The organism is Caulobacter sp. UC70_42 (assembly GCF_044056025.1).
Classification (GTDB): Bacteria; Pseudomonadota; Alphaproteobacteria; order Caulobacterales; family Caulobacteraceae; genus Caulobacter.
In genome coordinates this window covers 1,271,008-1,290,704 of the sequence record NZ_CP171994.1, presented here as the reverse complement: position 1 = coordinate 1,290,704, position 19,697 = coordinate 1,271,008, and the positions used below count along the sequence as shown (strand labels likewise).

At 67.6% G+C, this 19,697-nt stretch carries 12 protein-coding genes, 2 tRNA genes and 5 pseudogenes; 11 read left to right on the top strand and 8 right to left on the bottom strand.

Annotation, left to right across the window (positions count from 1 at the left end; translation table 11 throughout):
• Positions 1–203: 203 nt before the first annotated feature.
• Together ACHMW8_RS06690 and ACHMW8_RS06685 are read right to left on the bottom strand one after the other, a co-directional pair.
• A pseudogene (locus ACHMW8_RS06690) lies at positions 204–812 on the bottom strand (sensor histidine kinase); the annotation flags it as partial.
• A 697-nt stretch (positions 813–1,509) separates the two neighbouring features.
• The gene (locus tag ACHMW8_RS06685) at positions 1,510–3,123 is read right to left on the bottom strand and encodes a cisplatin damage response ATP-dependent DNA ligase (RefSeq protein WP_395445089.1); all 1,614 of its coding nucleotides are present in this window, start codon (positions 3,121–3,123) and stop codon (positions 1,510–1,512) included.
• A 120-nt stretch (positions 3,124–3,243) separates the two neighbouring features.
• Between ACHMW8_RS06685 and ACHMW8_RS06680 the strand changes: the two genes are divergently transcribed.
• On the top strand, positions 3,244–3,675 hold the full coding sequence (locus tag ACHMW8_RS06680; protein WP_395445088.1) for a PaaI family thioesterase: 432 nt from the start codon (positions 3,244–3,246) through the stop codon (positions 3,673–3,675).
• A 62-nt stretch (positions 3,676–3,737) separates the two neighbouring features.
• On the opposite strand, the pseudogene gltB reads toward ACHMW8_RS06680, so the two are convergent.
• A pseudogene (gene gltB / locus ACHMW8_RS06675) lies at positions 3,738–8,263 on the bottom strand (glutamate synthase large subunit).
• Positions 8,264–8,281: 18 nt separating this feature from the next.
• Positions 8,282–9,731 (bottom strand): annotated as a pseudogene (locus tag ACHMW8_RS06670) (NAD(P)-dependent oxidoreductase).
• 229 nt (positions 9,732–9,960) lie between these two features.
• Between ACHMW8_RS06670 and ACHMW8_RS06665 the strand changes: the two are divergent.
• A pseudogene (locus ACHMW8_RS06665) lies at positions 9,961–10,763 on the top strand (undecaprenyl-diphosphate phosphatase).
• A gap of 93 nt (positions 10,764–10,856) precedes the next feature.
• Here the strand turns inward: ACHMW8_RS06665 and ACHMW8_RS06660 are convergent.
• Positions 10,857–11,807, bottom strand: a pseudogene (locus ACHMW8_RS06660) (complex I NDUFA9 subunit family protein); the annotation flags it as partial.
• Positions 11,808–11,975: 168 nt separating this feature from the next.
• Between ACHMW8_RS06660 and ACHMW8_RS06655 the strand changes: the two are divergent.
• From ACHMW8_RS06655 to ptsN, 9 genes are all read left to right on the top strand, one after another.
• Positions 11,976–12,062, top strand: a tRNA-Leu gene (locus ACHMW8_RS06655).
• 155 nt (positions 12,063–12,217) lie between these two features.
• Positions 12,218–12,835, top strand: coding sequence for a ribonuclease D (locus ACHMW8_RS06650; protein ID WP_395445087.1), 618 nt, complete (start codon positions 12,218–12,220; stop codon positions 12,833–12,835).
• The gene (lptC, locus tag ACHMW8_RS06645; protein ID WP_395445912.1) at positions 12,802–13,464 is read left to right on the top strand and encodes an LPS export ABC transporter periplasmic protein LptC; all 663 of its coding nucleotides are present in this window, start codon (positions 12,802–12,804) and stop codon (positions 13,462–13,464) included. The genes ACHMW8_RS06650 and lptC overlap by 34 nt, the downstream gene beginning before the upstream one ends.
• 61 nt (positions 13,465–13,525) lie before the next feature.
• A complete protein-coding gene (locus ACHMW8_RS06640; protein WP_199743614.1) occupies positions 13,526–14,095 on the top strand; it encodes an LptA/OstA family protein in 570 nt (189 codons plus the stop codon).
• An 8-nt stretch (positions 14,096–14,103) separates the two neighbouring features.
• Entirely contained in the window at positions 14,104–14,862 is a 759-nt protein-coding gene (gene lptB, locus ACHMW8_RS06635) for an LPS export ABC transporter ATP-binding protein (RefSeq protein ID WP_125159602.1), read from the top strand.
• Positions 14,863–15,083: 221 nt separating this feature from the next.
• Positions 15,084–16,583, top strand: coding sequence for an RNA polymerase factor sigma-54 (gene rpoN / locus ACHMW8_RS06630; RefSeq protein ID WP_395445086.1), 1,500 nt, complete (start codon positions 15,084–15,086; stop codon positions 16,581–16,583).
• A gap of 36 nt (positions 16,584–16,619) precedes the next feature.
• Positions 16,620–17,231 carry an exopolysaccharide biosynthesis protein gene (locus ACHMW8_RS06625; RefSeq protein ID WP_125159600.1) on the top strand — a complete coding sequence of 204 codons (612 nt, stop codon included), beginning with the start codon at positions 16,620–16,622 and terminating at the stop codon, positions 17,229–17,231.
• A 63-nt stretch (positions 17,232–17,294) separates the two neighbouring features.
• On the top strand, positions 17,295–17,927 hold the full coding sequence (gene hpf, locus ACHMW8_RS06620) for a ribosome hibernation-promoting factor, HPF/YfiA family (protein ID WP_125159599.1): 633 nt from the start codon (positions 17,295–17,297) through the stop codon (positions 17,925–17,927).
• Positions 17,928–18,013: 86 nt separating this feature from the next.
• The gene (gene ptsN, locus ACHMW8_RS06615; RefSeq protein ID WP_395445085.1) at positions 18,014–18,478 is read left to right on the top strand and encodes a PTS IIA-like nitrogen regulatory protein PtsN; all 465 of its coding nucleotides are present in this window, start codon (positions 18,014–18,016) and stop codon (positions 18,476–18,478) included.
• Positions 18,479–18,511: 33 nt separating this feature from the next.
• On the opposite strand, the gene ACHMW8_RS06610 is transcribed toward ptsN, so the two are convergent.
• The 3 genes from ACHMW8_RS06610 to ACHMW8_RS06600 form a co-directional block, all read right to left on the bottom strand.
• Complete coding sequence (locus ACHMW8_RS06610; protein WP_125159597.1) at positions 18,512–18,784, bottom strand: DUF1150 domain-containing protein; 273 nt, start codon at positions 18,782–18,784, stop codon at positions 18,512–18,514.
• A gap of 84 nt (positions 18,785–18,868) precedes the next feature.
• Complete coding sequence (locus ACHMW8_RS06605; protein WP_395445084.1) at positions 18,869–19,297, bottom strand: Hsp20 family protein; 429 nt, start codon at positions 19,295–19,297, stop codon at positions 18,869–18,871.
• Between the two features lie 175 nt (positions 19,298–19,472).
• Positions 19,473–19,548: transfer RNA gene (locus tag ACHMW8_RS06600), tRNA-Ala, on the bottom strand.
• Positions 19,549–19,697: the final 149 nt, after the last annotated feature.

Below are 19,697 nucleotides of genomic sequence, written 5' to 3'. Positions count from 1 at the left end.
CCAGAGGCTCCAGAACCAGGGCGAGCGTCCGGCGGTTCACCTCGTGATCGTCGACGGCGGAGGATTCGCAGGGCGCCGATGTCCGGCGTCGCGCCCTCGGGCTGGACGATGGGGCGCGGGGCCTCCTGAGCCTGGCCGGCGGGCAGGAGCAGAGCCAGACGGAAGATCGCGCCGCGTTCCGGACCAGGACGGGCGTCCAGCTCACCGCCCATCAGCCGGGCTAACTGGCGGCTGACCGCCAGGCCCAGACCCGTGCCGCCATAGGTCCGGGCCGTTTCCTGCGAGGCCTGGGTATAGGGCGTGAACAGCCGGCTCATGGCGTCCTCGGTAATGCCGGGACCGCTGTCCTCGACCTCGACAACCACCCGCACCCGACCGTCCTCGGCGGGCTGGGCGTGGAGACGCAGCGTGATCACCCCTTCCTCGGTGAACTTCACGGCGTTGGACAGCAGGTTGTTGAGGATCTGGCGCAGGCGGAAAGGGTCGCCGCGCACCCAGGCCGAGGGCTGCTCGCCGGGGGGCTCGCGCAGGGTCAGGCCCTTGGCGCGGGCGTTGGCGCTCCAGAAGCGGGTGGCGTCGCGGATCGCGCCAAGGACGTCGAAGTCGCGGTTCTCCAAGCTCATGGCCCGGGCCTCGATCTTGGCCTGATCCAGCATGTCGGTCAGCAGGCCGGTCATCAGGTGGCCGGCGTCGACGATCAGGTCGGCCGTGGCGCGCGTCTGGGCCGGAGTGGTTCCCGTGCGGATCATGTGCGCGCCGGCCAGGATCGCCGACAGCGGCGTGCGCAGCTCGTGACTGACGATGGCGGCCATGGCGGTGCGTTCCGACAGGGCCTCCTCGGTCTGGACTCGGCGGCGGTCGGCTTCCTCGCGGGCGGCGACCACGGCGCGGCGGTCGTTGTGCATCCGGCCCCAGATCGTGTGGACGGCCAGCATGAAAAAGCCGACGCACACCGCCAGGATGGTGACCTGCTCGTGGGCGGAGCTCCAGGCCAGGGCCGGCATGGCGGCCATGCTCAGCGCATAGGGCGTCGCGCCCAGATAGAACAGCGGCCGGCTGTCGACGCCCGAGGCGACATTGTTCAACGCCCCGCCGACCAGAACCATCAGGGCCAGGGCCATCAGCGGCGGCTGGCCGCTCTGCCAGAAGATCAGCACCGCGCCCGCGTGCACGGAGGCCATGGCCACCATGGCGACCAGCATCAGCACGATCCGCGCCTGAAGATGGCGCTCGGGCAAGCGGTCCTTGACGAACGGCCGGACGGCGAAGAACTCCAGCGCCTGCACCGACAGGCTGGCGGCCAGCCATAGCGGGATAAGGTCGGCGCGGCCGATCAGGCTCAACGCCCAGCTCAGCAGCGCGGTCAGGCCGACGCGGGAATAGACCTGGCGGTAGCGTTCGGTGGCGTTGACCCGCAGATGCGGCAGCAGGGACGCAAGGAAGGGGGACATCGGCGTACTCCTCGCAACCTTGCGTAGGGGTACATGGCAAACGAGAGGTGAACGCCGATCATGGATCGAGCATGGACTCCAATGTTTTGAGTTCGTCGGCCTCTCGCGAGGGCTTGTCCCAGCGGATGCGATTGATGCGCGGGAAGCGCATGGCGACGCCCGATTTGTGCCGCGTCGACCGTTGCAGCCCTTCGAAGGCGACCTCGAACACCAGGCCGGACTCCTGGTCGGCGCGGACCGAGCGCACGGGACCGAAGCGCTCGATCGTGTGGTCGCGCACGAACTTGTCGATCCGCTTCAACTCCTCGTCGGTGAAGCCGAAATAGGCCTTGCCGACCGGTGTCAGGGCGCGGCGACCCTCCTCGTCCTCGCGCCAGACGCCGAACGTGTAGTCGGAATAGAAGCTGGATCGCTTGCCGTGGCCGCGCTGGGCGTACATCAGCACCGCGTCGATCAGGTGCGGGTCGCGCTTCCACTTGAACCACGGACCCTTGGGCCGGCCCGGTTCGTAGACGCTGTCGCGGCGCTTGAGCATCAGGCCCTCGGAAAGGCGGGCGTCGCCTTCGGGCGGATCCAGGCGCAGGGCGGCCAACGTCTCCCAGGTCTCGAAGGGTTGAAGGGGCGACAGGTCGATGCGGAGTGTGGAGAGGCGCGCCACGAACGCCTCCAGCCGGGCGCGGCGTTCGACGAAGGGCAGGGACCGGACGTCCTCCTCGCCGTCCAGCATCAGGTCGTAGGCGCGGATGCCGGCCGGGAACGCCGCCAGCTGCTTGCCGTCGACCGTCTTGCGGTTCAGCCGCTGCTGCAGATCCCCGAACGGGGCCAGGGCGCCGTCGCGCAGCACCAACAGTTCGCCGTCGATCGCGCCTTCGAAGTCCAGGGCTTCGACCACGTCCGGGAAAGCCGCGGAGATGTCGTCGCCGGTGCGGGTATAGAGCCGCCGCTCGCCGCGCTCTGATACGGCCTGGACGCGGATGCCATCCCACTTCCACTCGGCGACGTAGTCGGCCGGATCCAGCTTGGCGAAGTCGACGGCCTCGTCGATCGGCTGGGCCAGCATCACCGGCCGGAAGCGGCCCGGCGCGTCGGGCGAGGGGCGCTCGGAGCGGCCTTCCAGCCAGGCGAAGAGGTCGCCATAGGGCGGCTCCATCGCGTGCCAGACCTCCTCGATCTCGCCGATCTCGACGCCGCCGAAATTGGCGCAGGCCTGCTTGGCCAGGCGCGAGGAGACTCCGACCCGCAGGCCGCCGGTCATCAGCTTGAGCAGCGCCCAGCGGCCGTCGGGGTCCAGCGCGTCCAGCCACCCCTCGATCAGCCGCTGCACCTCGGCGCGCGAGGCCGAATGCAGCGCTTCGATCACTTCGGACAGCTCCGGCGGCCGGTTGGCCCCGGGCTTCTCCGGCCAGACCAGGGCGACGGTCTCGGCGAGATCGCCGACATAGTCGTAGGACCAGGCGAACAGCTGGGCGTCCATCCGCGCTTCGACCGCCTTGCGGATGAAGGCCGGCTTGGCGGCGTTGAACGACAGCGCCCCGGTCAGGGCCGCCAGGGCGTAGCCGCGATCGGGGTCCGGGGTGTCGCGCAGGTGGTCGGCGATCAGGGTCAGCTTGGCGTTGCGCGAGCTGGTCAGGGACAGACGGTCGAGCAGGTGGGCGAAGGCGCGCATGGACATGGAATGTCGGCCGGCCCCTTTCCGTTCAGCTACGCGCCATAACGCGATGCGCCGGCCCCTCGCGCAAGGGGTCGGTCGATGCTAGATTGAAACAGCTGTTTGAAATTTCCCGAGACCAGCATGGACGAGATCCCCGAGGGCTTCGTCGCTCACAGCCGCAAGAGCCCGCTCACCGATCCGTGGGAGCCGCTCTATGCCCGCTCCATGCCGGACCGGCTGGTGCTGGGCGTGCGCGTCCGGACCGAGCACTGCAACTCGCGGAGCATGCCGCACGGCGGCTTTCTGGCCGCCCTGGCCGATAATGGCATGGGCCTTTCGGTCGGCATGAACCTGACGGCCGCGGGCCAGGCGGCAGGCGGCCTCGTCACGGTCTCGCTGGCTCTGGACTATCTGGGTTCGGCCAAGCTGGGACAGTGGCTGGAGTTCGACACCGACTTCGTCAAGCTGGGCCGCTCGATCTGCTTCGCCGAGGCCACGGTGCGCGCAGATGGCGTTCCGGTCGCCAGGGCGCGGGCGACGTTCAAGCCGCTGGAGACCAGGGCGACGCCCTGAACGAAAGCCGCCGCGAAGGCCGAAGCCCTCGCGGCGGTCTCCATTTCAGAATGTCAGGCTGATCAGGCCCGCTCGTGCACAGCTTGCTCGGACGCCAGCGGCTGGGGCAGGCGGCTGATCATTTCCTTCGGGCAGACCTGCCAGAACTGATCCCGCACGCGATCCCAGTCGCGCAGCAGGGTTTCGGCGAACACCGAATCCGTTTCACGAGCGTGCTCGGCGATCAGCGAGCGCAGCACGCCTTCCCAATAGGGCGAGGCCAGGCGCTGCACGACGATGCTGTCGGGATTGATGTTGTCCTCGAAGCGGTCGTGCTGGTCGAGCACGAAGGCCATGCCGCCCGTCATGCCCGCGCCGAAGTTGCCGCCCGTCGGGCCCAGGATCACCACCTGGCCGCCAGTCATGTACTCGCAGCCGTTGGCGCCGCAGCCCTCGACCACGGTGGTGGCCCCGGAGTTGCGGACCGCGAAGCGCTCACCGGCCTGTCCGGCCGCGAACAGCCGGCCCGAGGTGGCGCCGAACAGCACGGTGTTGCCGATCAGGGTGTTGGTTTCCGGGGCCGCGAGGCCGCGCGCCGGCTTGATCACGATCGTCGCGCCCGACAGGCCCTTGCCGACATAGTCGTTGGCCTCGCCGGTCAGTTCGATGCGCAGGCCCTGGACCGCGAAGGCGCCCAGGCTCTGGCCGGCCGAGCCCTTGAGCTGGACGGTCAGGTGACCCGCGGGCAGGCCCTTCATGCCGAACTTGCGGACGATGTGGCTGGACGTGCGCGTGCCGATGGTGCGGGCGGTGCTGCGGACCGTGTAGGTCAGCTGCATCTTCTCGCCACGTTCCAGCAGCGGGGCGGCGTCGCGGACGATCTGGGCGTCCAGCGTGTCCGGCACCGCGTTGCGGCCGACGACGGTGTTGTAGGGCTTGTTCGCGCCCGGGTCGGCGCGGACCAGCAGCGGGTTCAGGTCGAGGTCGTTCGAGGTGCTCTCCGCCGCGGCTGACCTGCGCCAGCAGATCGGTGCGGCCGACGATTTCCTGCAAGGATCGGAAGCCCAGGCCCGCCAGGATCTCGCGAACCTCCTCGGCCACGAAGGTGAAGAGGTTGATGACCTTGTCCGGCGTGCCGGTGAACTTGGCGCGCAGGGCCTCGTCCTGGGTGCAGACGCCGACGGGGCAGGTGTTGGAGTGGCATTGGCGGACCATGATGCAGCCCATCGCCACCAGCGAGGCGGTGCCGATGCCGAACTCTTCGGCGCCCATCATGGCGGCGATGACGATGTCGCGGCCCGTGCGCATGCCGCCGTCGGCCCGCAGGACGACGGAGTGGCGCAGGTTGTTCAGCGTCAGCACCTGGTTGGCTTCCGAAAGACCCATCTCCCACGGACCGCCGGCGTACTTCACCGACGTCTGGGGCGAGGCGCCCGTGCCGCCGACGCCGCCGGCGACCAGGATCACGTCCGCCTTGGCCTTGGCGACGCCGGCGGCGATGGCCCCGATGCCGGTGGCGGCGACCAGCTTCACCGTGACGCGGGCGACCGGGTTGATCTGCTTCAGGTCGTAGATGAGCTGGGCGAGATCCTCGATCGAATAGATGTCGTGGTGCGGCGGCGGGCTGATCAGCATCACGCCGGGCGTGGCGTGACGCAGGCGGGCGATCATCTCGGTGACCTTGAAGCCGGGCAGCTGGCCGCCCTCGCCGGGCTTGGCGCCCTGGGCGACCTTGATCTCCAGCTCGACGCACTGGTTCAGATATTCGGCGGTGACGCCGAAGCGGCCCGAGGCCACCTGCTTGATGGCGCTGTTGGGGTTGTCGCCGTTGGGCAGCGGCTTGTAGCGCGCGCTATCCTCGCCGCCCTCGCCCGAGACCGACTTGGCCCCGATGCGGTTCATGGCGATGTTCAGGGCGCCGTGGGCCTCCGGGCCGAGGGCTCCCAGGCTCATGCCGGGCGTGACGAAGCGCTTGCGGATCTCGTTGACGCTCTCGACGTCGTCGGTCGAGATCGGGTTGCGGTCCGAGCGCCAGTCCAGCAGGTCGCGCAGCTGGATCGGCTTCTGGGTGCGAAGGCCGTTCGACCAGCGACGATAGAGCTCGTAGTCGCCGGTGTCGCACGCTGTCTGCAGGGTGTGCATCAGGCGGGCTTCGAAGGCATGGGCCTCGCCCGAGCGGCGCGCCTTGTAGAGGCCCCCGACCGGCAGGGTGACCGCCGTCAGACCCCAGGCCTTTCGGTGCAGTTCGACCGTCTTGCTCTCGATGCCGGCCAGGCCGATGCCGGAAATGCGCGAGGGCATGCCGGGGAAGAACTCGGCGGCCAGGGCGCGCGACAGGCCGACGGCTTCGAAGTTGTAGCCGCCGCGGTACGAGGAGATGACGCTGATGCCCATCTTCGAAATGATCTTCAGCAGGCCGCCCTCGATGGCGCCCTTGAAGTTCAGGCACACGTCCTTCAGCGACTTGTCGCCGAGCAGGCCGCGCTCCAGGCGGTCCTGGAAGCTTTCCTGAGCCAGATAGGCGTTGACCGCCGTCGCCCCCACGCCGACCAGAACGGCGAAATAGTGCGTGTCCAGGCACTCGGCCGAGCGGACGATGATCGACACGTACGAGCGCAGGCCCTTGCCCACCAAGTGGGCGTGGACGCCGCCGGTGGCCAGGATCATCGGCAGGGCGACGCGGCTTTCGGCGCTGGCCTCGTCGGTCAGGACGATCGCGCCGCAGCCGCGCAGCACAGCGTCCTCGGCCTCGGCGCGGATACGGTCGAGATTGGCGCGCAGGGCGTCGCCGTCCCGGGCTTCGGGCGCGGGCAGCGGCATGGTGCAGTCGATGACCGCGACGTTCTTCTCGCCCAGCAGGCCGTGGATCCGCTCGTACATGCCGGTGGTCAGCACGGGGCTTTCCAGCACGTAGACGTCGGCCTGGGCCGCGTCCTGGGCCAGGATGTTGCCGAGGTTCTTGAAGCGGGTCTTCAGGCTCATCACCCCGGTCTCCCGCAGGGGGTCGATCGGCGGGTTGGTCACCTGGCTGAAGTTCTGGCGGAAGTAGTGGCTGAGCGGACGGTACTTCTCCGACAGCACCGCCAGCGGCGTGTCGTCGCCCATCGAGCCGACGGCTTCCTTGCCCTCCTCGACCATGGGGGCGAGGATCATTTCCAGATCCTCGAGGCTATAGCCGGCGGCGGCCTGGCGGCGGGTCAGCTCCTCGCGGCCGTACTTGCGCGGCTCGGGACCGGGGCCGATCTGCTTTTCGAGATCGACCATGTTGCCCAGCCATTCCGTGTAGGGGTGGCGTTCGGCCAGTTCGTCGATGATCTCGTTCTCGCCGTACAGGCGGCCCTCGGCCAGGTCGATGGCGATCATCCGGCCGGGCGAGATGGCCAGCTTGCGAGTGATGCGGGCTTCCTCGACGCCGCACATGCCGGCTTCCGAACCCATGATGACCAGGCCGTCGTCGGTATAGGCCACGCGTAGCGGGCGCAGGCCCGAGCGGTCCTTGCCGGCCACGACCCAGCGGCCGTCGGTGGCGCACAGGGCGGCCGGACCGTCCCACGGCTCCATCACGGCGTTGCAGTAGGAATAGAGCGCCTTGTGGGCGGCCTTCATCTTCGGATTGGCGGCCTCCGGCACCAGCAGCGCCTTGGCCATCGGCGCGTCACGGCCGGCGCGCACCAGCACCTCGAAGGTGTTGTCGAGGTTGGCGCTGTCCGAGCCGCCCGGCTGGATCACCGGCTTCACGTCGTCCCCGAACTCGCCGAAGGCCTGGGCGGCCATCTTGATCTCGTGGGACTTCATCCAGTTGACGTTGCCCTTGATCGTATTGATCTCGCCGTTGTGGGCGAGCATCCGGAAGGGCTGGGCCAGGCGCCATTGCGGGAAGGTGTTGGTCGAATAGCGCTGGTGGAAGATCGCCACGGCGGCGGCGAAGCGCTCGTCCTTCAGGTCGGGATAGAACTCGTCGATGTGCTCGGCGAGGAACATGCCCTTGTAGATCAGCGACTTGGCCGACAGCGAGCAGATGTAGAAGTCGCTGATGTTCTGGGCGTGGACGCGCTTTTCGATGCGCTTGCGGCACAGGAACAGGGCGCGCTCCAGCGCCTCGCCTTCCAGGCCGGCCGGACCGGCCAGCATGATCTGCTCGATTTCCGGACGGGTGGCGTTGGCCTTCTCGCCGATCACCGAGGTGTCGACCGGCACCTGGCGCCAGCCGTAGATGTAGAAGCCAAAGCGCAGGGCCTCGGCCTCGAACGATCGTCCGACAGGCCTCCTGGGCGCCCAGGTCGGTGCGCGGCAGGAAGATCTGGCCCACCGCGATCGGGCCCGACCGCAGGGCGTGGCCCGTGCGACGCACCTGATCGATGAAGAAGTCCTGGGGAACCGAAACCAGAACGCCGGCGCCGTCGCCGGTCTTGCCGTCGGCGTCGATCGCGCCCCGGTGCCAGAGGGCCTTGAGGGCCTTGATCGCCAGTTCGACGACCTCGCGGCGCGGCTGGCCGTCGATGGCGCAGACCAGGCCGACGCCGCACGCGTCGCGCTCGGTCGAGGGGTCGTAGGCGTGGCCGTCGATCAGGGCCTGACGGTTCTTCAGATAGAGGTCCATCTCGCTCATGGTTCTAGATCCTCTCTCTTATTCCGCCGCGATCAGCGCGGGCGCGCCGATCTTGGCCTGCAGGTAACGGTGGATGGCGTCGGCGGCGTCGCGGCCGTCCTTGATCGCCCAGACGACCAGCGAAGCGCCGCGGACGATGTCGCCGGCGGCGAACACGCCGTCCAGATTGGTCATCTGATTGCGGACGTCGGCCTTCACCGTGCCCCAGCGGGTGACCTTCAGGTCCGGGGCCGACCAGGCTTCCGGCAGGTTCTCGGGCTCGAAGCCGAGGGCCTTCAGCACCAGCTGGGCGGGGCGGTCGAAGTCGCCGCCGGGGATTTCCTCGGGGCTCTGGCGGCCCGAGGCGTCCGGCGCGCCCAGGCGCATGCGGATGGCGCGCAAGCCGGTGACGGCTTCGGCCTCGCCCGACAGGGCGCGCGGCGCGGCCAGCCATTCGAAGGTGACGCCCTCTTCCTCGGCGTTCGAAACCTCGCGCATCGAGCCCGGCATGTTGGCCTTGTCGCGGCGATAGAGGCAGGTGACCGACTTGGCGCCCTGGCGGATGGCCGTACGGACGCAATCCATGGCGGTGTCGCCGCCGCCGACCACGACCACGTCCTTGCCCTCGGCGTTCAGTTCGCCGGAACTCGTAGGCCGGCACGCTGTCGCCCAGGCCCACGCGGTTGGAGGCGATCAGATAGTCCAGGGCGGGCGCCACGCCCTTGCTGCCGCCGCCCGGAACGGTCAGGTCGCGCGCGGCGTAGACGCCGACGGCGATCAGCACCGCGTCGTGCTTTCCGCGCAGGTCCTCGAGCGTGGCGTCCTTGCCGACCTCGAAGCCCAGCTTGAACTCGACGCCGCCTTCGGCCAGGCGGCGGGTGCGGCGCTCGACGACGTCCTTCTCCAGCTTGAAGCCGGGGATGCCGTAGATCAGCAGGCCGCCGGCGCGGTCGTGGCGGTCATAGACGGTGACGTCGTAGCCAGCCTCGCGCAGCATCTCGGCCGCCGCCAGGCCGGCGGGGCCCGCGCCGATCACGCCGACCGACTGACCGCGCGCCTCGCCGGCGACCAGCGGCTTCACCCAGCCCATCTCCCAGGCCTTGTCGGTCAGGTAGCGCTCGACCGAGCCGATCGTCACCGTGCCGTGACCGGATTGCTCGATAACGCAATTGCCCTCGCACAGGCGATCCTGCGGGCAGATCCTGCCGCACACTTCCGGCATGGAATTGGTCGCCTGCGAGAGGGCGTAGGCTTCTTCCAGGCGGCCCTCGGCCGTCATTCTCAGCCAGTCGGGGATGTTGTTGTGCAGCGGGCAATGGGTCTGACAGAAGGGCACGCCGCATTGCGAGCAGCGCGAGGCCTGCTCGGTGGCTTTCGCGTCGATGAAGTCCGCGTAGATCTCGTGGAAGTCGCCCGAACGCTCAGCGGCCGCGCGCTTTTCAGGCGTCGTGCGGGCCACAGTCGTGAATTTCAGCATGCGTTCGGCCATGCGACTTCCCTCGTCTCCCTGACGGGAGAAAAATTGCTCTCGACGGCCTCATACGGACTCTTTCAGGCAAGAAGAATGTCATAGTCAAATAAATAGACTTATATATCCATGTTGGGGGTGCGGTCTTTGAGATCGACTCGCAAATCGTCCTCATAATAGTCCACTTTGTGGATTTACGACCTATTTACCGTGTCGGGCGCAGGCCAGTACGGGATTTTGGAGCCGAACGATGCCTGACTGGCTGAGCGCGATCATTCTGGGTCTGGTCGAGGGGCTGACGGAGTTCATACCCGTCTCCTGACCGGTCACCTGCTGCTGGCCAAGGAGGCCCTGAGGCTGAAGGACCCGTCCTGGGACACCTTCATCGTGCTGATCCAGCTGGGCGCGATCCTGGCGGTGGTCGCCCTCTATTTCCAGAAGCTGTGGGGCGTGCTGATCGGCCTGCCCACCAAGCCCGAGGCGCGGCGCTTCGCGCTCAGCGTCATCATCGCGGTGATTCCGGCCTTCATGGCGGGTCTGTTTCTGCACGACGTGATCAAGACGTTCCTGTTCGAGAGCCCGCTGATCATCTGCTGGTCGCTGCTGATCGGCGGGGTGATCCTGCTATTCATCGACAAGAAGGCGCCGCCGGCCGTCGATCACGACGCCATGAACCTGCCGCTGCACAAGGTGCTGATCGTCGGCCTGTTCCAGTGCCTGTCCTTGGTCCCCGGCGTGTCGCGCTCGGGTTCGACCATCGTCGGCTCCATGCTGTTCGGCATCGAGCGTCGGGCCGCCGCCGAGTTCAGCTTCTTCATGGCGATCCCGATCATGGTCGGGGCCTTCGCCCTGGACGTCTACAAGAACCGCGACGCCCTGGACGCCGGCCATGTCGGCGTGGTGGCCATTGGCTTCGTCGTGTCGTTCCTGTCGGGCCTGGTGGTCGTGAAGTACATGCTCGACTTCATCGGCAAGCGCGGCTTCGCCCCGTTCGCCTGGTGGCGGATCGTGGTGGGGGTCGGCGGCCTGGCGGTGCTTTACCTGCGCCCCTGATCCAACCGGCGACGCCGGCGAAAGAAAAAGGGCGGACGCCGCGCGGCGTCCGCCCTTTGTCGTCTTGGTGAGGCGCGTGTCGCCTAGAACGCGCCCGCGGGGGGTCTCGGCGTACTGGCCGCCCTTACGATAGCGGTAGAGATAGGTCGGGACCACGGCCTCGACGCTCGTGCCGACCACGCCGGCCTCGGCCAGGCCCGGCAGGCCGTGCTCGGCGACATTGTCGACCTTCAGCATCTCGACCTGGTCGCTGGTCAGCGGCGGCGGCAGGATTCCGGCGACCGTGTCGCCCAGCGCGCCGATCAGCGAGGCGACGGGCCACGGCAGCGGGACCAGCGGCCGGGCGCGGCCGGTCTCGGTCAGGATAAGCTGCATGATCTCGCGCATCGTGTAGACGGTCGGGCCGCCCAGTTCATAGGTCACGCCGACGGCCGCGGGGCTGGCGGCGGCCTTGGCGATCACGGCGGCGACGTCGGCGACGAACACCGGCTGGACGCGGCTGTCGCCGCCGACCAGCGGCATCACCGGCGACAGGGCGGCGATCTGGGCGAACCTGTTGAAGAACTTGTCATCGACGCCGAACACCAGCGACGGGCGGACGATGGTCGCGCCCGGGAAGGCGGCGCGGACGGCGGCCTCGCCCTCGGCCTTGGTGCGGAAGTACTTCGACTCCGACTCGGCGTTGGCGCCCAGGGCGCTCATGTGGACCAGATACTTCACGCCGGCCTTGGCGGCGGCCTGGGCCACGTTCTGGGCGGCCATGACATGGATCGACTGGAACTTCTGGCGACCGCTCTCCCAGAGCACGCCCACCAGATTCACGCACGCCTCGGCGCCGTCCAGGGCGCGGGCGATCGAGGCCGGGTTGCGGACATTGGCCTGGACCACCTCGATCTGGCCGACGTCGCCCAGCATCCGCATGCGATAGGCGAGATTGGGCTGGCGCACGGCCACCCGCACGCGATGGCCCGCCTTGGCGAGCGCCCGCACGACCTGGCCGCCCACGAAACCGGAGCCGCCGAACACCGTGACCAGACCTTGCATCTTCATTCCTCGTCGCATGCGATGACTCTACCGCGATAACGGGGGAATTAGACGACTGAGCGCGGCTTCGCAATGAAATCGCGACTTATCGATTTTTGTCTGTTGACGGCGTCAGAAGCTTTCCCTAAACGTCCCGGCCTCGCAGCGACCTACCCGGTTGCGCAGCGGGCCCAGGTGGCGGAATTGGTAGACGCGCTGGCTTCAGGTGCCAGTGACCGAAAGGTCGTGGAGGTTCGAGTCCTCTCCTGGGCACCACCCCTTTACCGAGCTTCTTTCGAGAAGCGGGGGTGGCGCCAAAAAATCCTCCGGATGCTAATTCGTTCATCGTGAGTATAAGTGTCGCGCGTTCCAATCGGGCGCGTGGTTGAACGCGCTCGCGCGGGCGCGATGTGATCGCCGGAGTTTGAGACTTGGCTAATTTCGTTCACGAGGGCGATCTGCCCGACGGCGTTTTCGCGGGCGCCGGCGTCATCGCCATCGATTCGGAGACCATGGGTCTGCGCCTGGGCCGCGATCCGTTGTGCGTGGTCCAGCTGTCGGCGGGCGACGGCGACGCGCACGTGGTGCGCCTGAATCGCGCGACCTATGACTGCCCGAACCTGAAGGCCCTGCTGACCGATCCGGCCGTGCTGAAGCTTTTTCACTTCGGCCGCTTTGATATCGCCATGTTCGAACTCCATCTGGGCGTGGTGACCGCGCCCGTCTACTGCACCAAGATCGCCTCGAAGCTGGCCCGCACCTATACCGACCGCCACGGCCTGAAGGACGTGACGCGCGAGCTGCTGGGCGTGGAGCTGTCGAAGGTGCAGCAGTCGTCGGACTGGGGCGCGCCGTCGCTGAGCGCCGACCAGGTGGCCTACGCCGCCTCGGACGTGCTGCACCTGCACGCGCTGCGCCTGAAGCTGAACACCATGCTCGAGCGCGAAGGCCGCATGGCCCTGGCGCAACACGCCTTCGACTATCTCCCCCACCGCGCCTCGCTCGACCTGGCCGGCTGGGAAGAGATGGACATCTTCGCCCACAGCTGACGGACGCGATGCAACCGACCGCGGTCATGACCGGACGAACGATGAGCGCCGACCTCGCGCGCTGGCGTCGCCGCTCGCGCCGCGTTCTGGCCGCGCGCATCATCCTGCCGGCCGCGATCGCGGGCCTGTTGCTGATCGTCGCCTCGCAGGTCGGCTGGCGAACCTACATGGCCGCCACCCACCCGCCGAGCGAGGCCAAGACCGAGATCCGCCTGATCACCCCGCGCTTCTACGGTCAGTCGACCGATGGCCGCAGCTTCATGATCACGGCGCGCTCGGCGATCCGCGACGACAACGACCCGCGCCGCATCATCCTGGACGAGCCGGCGCTGACCCTGGACCTGGGCTCGCCCACGCCGACGCGGATGACCGCCAAGCACGGCGTCTACCGCCAGGACAATTTCGGCCTGAGCCTGAAGGACGATGTCCGTCTGGACGATGGCGCCGGTTATCGCTTCGCGTCCGAGGAGTCGTTCGTCGACACCAAGACCGGCGATGTCACCGGCGAGACGATAATGAACGGCGAAGGCCCCAGCGGGCAGGTGCAATCCAACGCCTACTCCGTATATGACAAGGGCGATCGCGTCATCTTCCGGGGTGGGGTTCGCGCCCGGTTCGAACGGCAGTAAAGAAGATCAATGGCGCAGGTTCGCTTTGGATGCGGCCGCGACGGATGAGGACATGGTTCTGATGAAGCGATGGACGGCGGCGGCGGTGACGACCGCGTTGATCCTTGGTGGGATTGGGGCCAGCGGCGCGGCCTACGCCCAAGACTCGAGCACGCCGGTCGATGTTTCCGCCGACAACCAGGAAACCATCAACAGCAAGTGCATCACGATCTTCACGGGCAATGTGGAGATCCTGCAGAACCGCTCGCGCCTGCGCGCCCAGAAGGTGACGGTGTATAGCGCCCGCAAGGCCGGGACGACGGCGGACGGGGCCAACGCCTGCGGCGCGGCCCAGCGCATGGAGGCCGAGGGCGGCGTCTATATGGTCAGCGACACGCAGACCGCCCGCGGCGACCGCGCCGTCTACACCTTCGACAACAATATCGCGATCGTCACCGGCGACGTGGTGCTGGTGAAGGGCAAGGACGTGGCGCGCGGCGACAAGTTGACGGTCAACACCAAGACCAACGACGCCCGGCTGGAGTCGAACAGCGCCAGCAAGAGCCAGCGCCGGGTGCGGGCGGTGTTCTATCAGGACGACAAGAAGACCGACGCGCCGGCCGCGCCCGCCCAGCCCGCCGCCCCGCGCTAGGATCCTCCATGACCCTGACCTCCAACGACATGGACGGCCTGTTCGTCGATTCCGTGGGCAAGTCGTTCGGCGACCGTCCGGTCGTCAAGAACGTCTCCCTGCGCCTCAAGCGCGGCGAGGTCGCCGGCCTGCTCGGCCCGAACGGCGCGGGCAAGACGACCTGCTTCTACATGGTCACGGGTCTGATCGCCGCCGACTACGGCGCGATCTATCTCGACGGCGAGAACATCACCGCCCAGCCGATGTTCCAGCGCGCCCGTCTCGGCGTCGGCTATCTGCCGCAGGAAGCCTCGATCTTCCGGGGCATGACGGTCGAGCAGAACGTCATGGCCGTCGTGGAGATGCGCCAGAAGGACCCGCGCAAGGCGCGCGAGCAGGTCACCAGCATTCTGGAAGAGCTGCGCATCACCCACATCCGCAAGTCGCCGGCCGTCGCCCTGTCGGGCGGTGAGCGCCGCCGCGTGGAAATCGCCCGCGCCCTGGCCTCGGAACCGTCGTTCATGCTGCTGGACGAGCCGTTCGCCGGCATCGATCCGCTGGCCATCGCCGACATCCGCGACGTGATCGGCTATCTCAAGAGCCGCGGCATCGGCATCCTGATCACCGACCACAACGTGCGCGAGACGCTGGACATCATCGACCGCGCCTCGATCATCCACGCTGGCGAGGTGCTGTTCGAGGGCTCGCCGCGCGAGATCGTCGAGAACCCGGAAGTAAAGCGCGTCTATCTGGGCGACAGCTTCAGCGAACCCCGCCTCGGGGATTAAAAGAGACGAGGCGATCAAGGCGCGCGGGAGTTTAGGAAAGGCTTCCGTGTTCTGCCTCCGCGCCTGGGTCAAGCCCTTGGCCCGCAAGGGTTAAGGCCTCTGGCACGATATTTTCCGAGACGGAACGTCGCACCGGCCCAAGAATTGCAGGCGTTGGCGACCCGTTAACCAAACAGGCCCTTCAATGGCGATCGAAGTTTTCGATTTGTCAGGAGGGCGCATTGGCGCTCAGCCACCGCCTCGAGATCCGTCAGGGTCAGGGCCTCGTCATCACTCCGCAGCTGCAGCAGGCCATCAAGCTGCTGCAACTGTCGAACATCGAGCTCGACGCCTTCGTCGAGGCGGAGCTGGAGCGTAACCCGCTCCTGCAACGCGACGAGGGTGAGCACGAGCCGGCTGGCGAGGTCGAGGCCGTCCGCGACGCCAGCCTGACCCATGTCGACGCCGTGGCCGACACCACGGCCGGTCGCGAGATGGATACGCCGCACGAGGATGTCTCGCCGGGCGAACGCGCCACCGGCGACGGCGCGGAAGCCGGCGCCGAGCACGCCGGCGGTCAGATCGACTGGTCCCGCGCCGGCGGCGGCGGCTCCTTCGAAAGCGACGACGGCTACGAGCGCGCCCTGACCGACGTCCCGACCTTGGCCGCCCACCTGCGCGCGCAACTGGTCCAGGCGGCGCTCAGCCCGGCCCGCAACGCCGTCGCCGAGATCCTGATCGACGCCGTCGACGACGGGGGTTATCTGCGTCTGGACGTCATCGAGCTGGCCGAGCGCCTCGGTTGCCCGCTGGAGATGGTCGAGGAGACGCTCGTCATCCTGCAGGGCTTCGAGCCGGTTGGCGTCTTCGCCCGCGACGTCCGCGAGTGCCTGGCGCTGCAGCTGAAGGATCAGAACCGCTACGACCCCGCCATGGCCGCCATGCTCGACAATCTCGAGCTGCTGGCCAAGCGCGACATGGTCGCCCTGCGGCGGCTGTGCGGCGTCGACGACGAGGACCTGCGCGAGATGGTCGCCGAGATCCGCGCGCTGAACCCGCGCCCCGGCGCGGCCTATCACAGCGAACCGGCCGAGACCCTGGTGCCCGACGTCATGGTCCGCGAGGGCCTGGGCGGCATGTGGCATGTCGAGTTGAACACCGACACCCTGCCGCGCGTGCTGGTCGACCAGCGCTACCACGCCCGCGTCGCCAAGGGCGCGCGCACCGATCAGGAGAAGACCTTCGTCTCGGACTGCATGGCCACGGCCAACTGGTTGGTGAAGAGCCTGGACCAGCGCGCCAAGACCATCCTCAAGGTCTCCAGCGAGATCGTCCGCCAACAGGACGGCTTCCTGGCCTACGGCGTCGAGCACCTGCGCCCGCTGAACCTGAAGACCGTCGCCGACGCCATCGGCATGCACGAGAGCACGGTCAGCCGCGTCACCTCGAACAAGTACATCGCCACCCCGCGGGGCGTGTTCGAGCTGAAGTTCTTCTTCACCTCGGCCATCCAGTCGTCGGAAGGCGGCGAGGCCCACTCGGCCGCCAGCGTCCGCCACAAGATCAAGGGCCTGGTCGACGCCGAGAAGACGGAGGCCGACGTCCACTCCGATGACGCCATCGTCGAAATTCTCAAGGCCGCCGGGGTCGACATCGCCCGCCGGACCGTGGCCAAGTACCGCGAGGCCATGCGGATTCCGTCATCGGTGGAGCGTCGCCGCCAGATGAAGGAAGCGGTCTAGTCCCCTTCCGCGTTTACTGTCGCCTGGAAGGTTGGAATGCACGAGAAGTCGCTCGCGGATGTCATCGAGGGTTTCGGCGAGGACTGTCGGCCGGTCCTGACCGTGGGCGAGATGCTGGAGGCGTTCGACAGCCGCGCCTTCGGGGCGATGCTGCTGGTTTTCGGCCTGCTCAACACCCTGCCGCTGCCGCCAGGCTCCTCCACTATCCTGTCGCTGCCGATCCTGTTCCTGGCGCCGCAGATCGCCATGGGCGCGGATACGCCGTGGCTGCCCAGGGGGCTGATCGAGAAACCCTTGAAGCGCGACGACCTGCGCGGGCTCTTCCGCCGACTGGCGCCGATCGTGCGCAGCATGGAGCTGATCACCCGTCCGCGCCTGCGACCGATGTTCGCACCCCTGGGCGAGCGGGCGATCGGCGTGGTCTGCACCGTGCTGGCCTTGGTGCTGGTTCTGCCCATCCCGTTGGGCAACCTGGCGCCCGGCGCGACGGTCGCCGTCCTGGCTCTCGCGCTGCTCCAGCGCGACGGCGTTCTGGCCCTGCTTGGCTACCTGATGGCCATCGGCAGCGGGGCGCTTCTGTTCGTCAGCGCGCACGTCGTCGTGATGGCCGTGCGCAAGCTCCTGAGCGTCTTTTCGGGGCTTCTCTGAGGTCGTCCACAGGCCTTTAAGGCGCCGCTTGACACCCGCCTGCGACAGGCGCGTTGTAGTCACATGCAAGTCCAAGTCTCCGGCAAGCATGTCGACGTTGGTGAGGCTCTGCGAGTGCGAGTCTCCGACGAAATCGCTCTGAGCATTGGGAAATACTTCGATCGCGGCGGCAACGCCGAGGTCGTGGTCAGCAAGGATGGCTACGCCTTCCGTGTCGATTGCTCGGTAAAGCTGGCTTCGGGTCAGCAGCTTATCAGTCATGGATCGGGAGGCGACGCGCACGCCGCGTTCGACTCGGCCCTGGCCAAGATCGACACCCGCATCAGGCGGTACAAGCGGCGGCTGAAGAGCCACTCGCCGGCGGCCACGGCCAAGCAGGTCGAGAACGCCGCGATGTTCGTCCTGAAGGCCCCGGAAGTCGACGAGGGCGAAGAGCACGACTGGGAAGTTGACGCCGACCACCCGACGGGCGCGCCCGCGGCGATGGTCATCGCGGAGACCCAGGCCGCAGTGAAGACAATGACCGTTTCCATGGCTGTCATGGAACTGGACTTGACCGCATACCCGGCAATCGTGTTTAGGAACGCCGCCCACGGCGGGTTGTCCGTGGTCTATCGGCGTCCAGACGGGAATATCGGCTGGATCGACCCCGAACGCACGAAGTCGCTGAACGGGCACGGGTCAACCGCGAGCTAACCGGATCCTTCATGGTCTGGCGCCGTCGCGGCGGATTCGCGGCGACGGCGCCAAGGCGGTCGGCATCTAGCGAGCTTTGTACGTCCATGACCATTGGCGATCTTCTGGACCCCGGAGCGGTGGCGCTGCGCGCTGGCGCGCCCGGCAAGCGCCAGGCTCTTTCCCTGGTCGCCGATGTCGCCGCCCGCGTGTTGGGCGTAGACGCCCACACCACCCTTGAAGGCTTGATGGACCGCGAGGCCGCCGGCTCGACCGGCGTCGGCGAAGGCGTGGCTATTCCGCACGCGCGCGTGGACGGCCTGGATCGCGTTCGCGCGGTCGTGGTGCGCCTGGATACGCCAGTGCCCTTTGACGCCCTGGACGACAAGCCTGTCGATCTTCTGGTGGCTCTGTTCGCGCCCCGCGACGCCAGCGCCCAGCACTTGAGGGCCTTGGCGCGGGTGGCGCGGATGATGCGTCAGCCCGAAACCCGGGCGGCGTTGCGCCAGGCGCGTTCGGCCGACGCCATTCATGTGCTGCTGACCGACGAAGCGACCAGCACGGCCGCCTGAAAGGCCGCCCCGGCGGGGCGGCCCTCCAAGTCTCTAGTGGACGGACACCGGCGCCAGTTCGTGGGCGAGGGCGGCGGCGATGGCGGTGTCACGGTCGATCATCACGGCCAGGCGCGCGCCATCCGCGCGGCACACGGCATAGAGGGTCTGGTCGGGCGCCAGGTTGAAGTCCTGCACGCCCTCGGGGACGTCGGCGAGGATCTCGGCCGCCTTGATCGGCCGGACATAGACGAGGTCGGGCGCGCCAAGGGCAGCGAAAGCTTCGCTGGTGAAGAGCGGGCTGCTGTAGTGCGTGTTGGGCGTCATGATGACCACCTCCTTGATTAGGGAACGCGCCTTTCTCCGGCCGGTTCAGAGCCCAGATCGGCGGGGCGGGTTCCGCGCGGCGTTTCAGCCCGCGCTGCGAATGGGAATTCTCTTCACGAGACGCTCGGGTTCGGGCCGGGCCAGATCGATGTGCAGCAGGCCATGCTCCAGGGTCGCGGCGGTCACCTCCATGCCCTCGGCGAGGATGAAGGTGCGCACGAAGCCCCGCGCGGCGATCCCGCGATGCAGGAAGGCCCGCTCGGCCTCGCCGCGGCCGTCGGCGCTGTCGCGCTTGCCGGCGACGACAAGCTGGCCGCCCTCGACCGTCACCTGCAGCTGGTCGGGCGAGAAGCCCGCCACGGCTAGGGTGATGCGCACGCCGCCGTTGTCGGCCTGCTCGACATTGTAGGGCGGATAGCTTTCCGACGCGGCCTTGGCGGCGCGCTCGATCAGGTCTCGAGTGTGCTCGAAGCCCAGCAGGAAGGGGCTGTCGAACATGATGGTCCGGTTCATCGCGAAGTCCTCGCTCAAGCGACTTCGTTCGCGGAGATAAACCCGAGGATCGGCGCCGATCCCCACGACACGACTTCAGATGTGGAGGCCGGGGGCGATCACTTCAAGGGGAAGGGGGCCAAGGCGGCGGGGCCCGGAAATGGACAAGGCCCGGACGTTTCCGTCCGGGCCTTGATGGTGGAGCTAAGCGGAGTCGAACCGCTGACCTCTTGAATGCCATTCAAGCGCTCTACCAGCTGAGCTATAGCCCCAAATTTTTCTTCGAGAACCCGGAGGTAACTCTCGGAAATCCTTGGTCTCTTCGGCGTTTCCGACTTGCGTCGCCCCCCGAAGAGGCGCGGAAACTAGTCCGGGATTTTTTTCGGGATCAAGCCTCTTCTCGAACTTTTTTCGAGAAAAG

Coding starts and splice junctions, on each gene's coding strand:
- ACHMW8_RS06685 (WP_395445089.1), bottom strand. CDS start 3,123: ATGTCCATGCGCGCCTTCGCCCACCTGCTCGACCGTCTGTCCCTGACC.
- ACHMW8_RS06680 (WP_395445088.1), top strand. CDS start 3,244: ATGGACGAGATCCCCGAGGGCTTCGTCGCTCACAGCCGCAAGAGCCCG.
- ACHMW8_RS06640 (WP_199743614.1), top strand. CDS start 13,526: ATGAAGCGATGGACGGCGGCGGCGGTGACGACCGCGTTGATCCTTGGT.
- lptB (WP_125159602.1), top strand. CDS start 14,104: ATGACCCTGACCTCCAACGACATGGACGGCCTGTTCGTCGATTCCGTG.
- ACHMW8_RS06625 (WP_125159600.1), top strand. CDS start 16,620: ATGCACGAGAAGTCGCTCGCGGATGTCATCGAGGGTTTCGGCGAGGAC.
- hpf (WP_125159599.1), top strand. CDS start 17,295: ATGCAAGTCCAAGTCTCCGGCAAGCATGTCGACGTTGGTGAGGCTCTG.
- ptsN (WP_395445085.1), top strand. CDS start 18,014: ATGACCATTGGCGATCTTCTGGACCCCGGAGCGGTGGCGCTGCGCGCT.
- ACHMW8_RS06610 (WP_125159597.1), bottom strand. CDS start 18,784: ATGACGCCCAACACGCACTACAGCAGCCCGCTCTTCACCAGCGAAGCT.
- ACHMW8_RS06605 (WP_395445084.1), bottom strand. CDS start 19,297: ATGAACCGGACCATCATGTTCGACAGCCCCTTCCTGCTGGGCTTCGAG.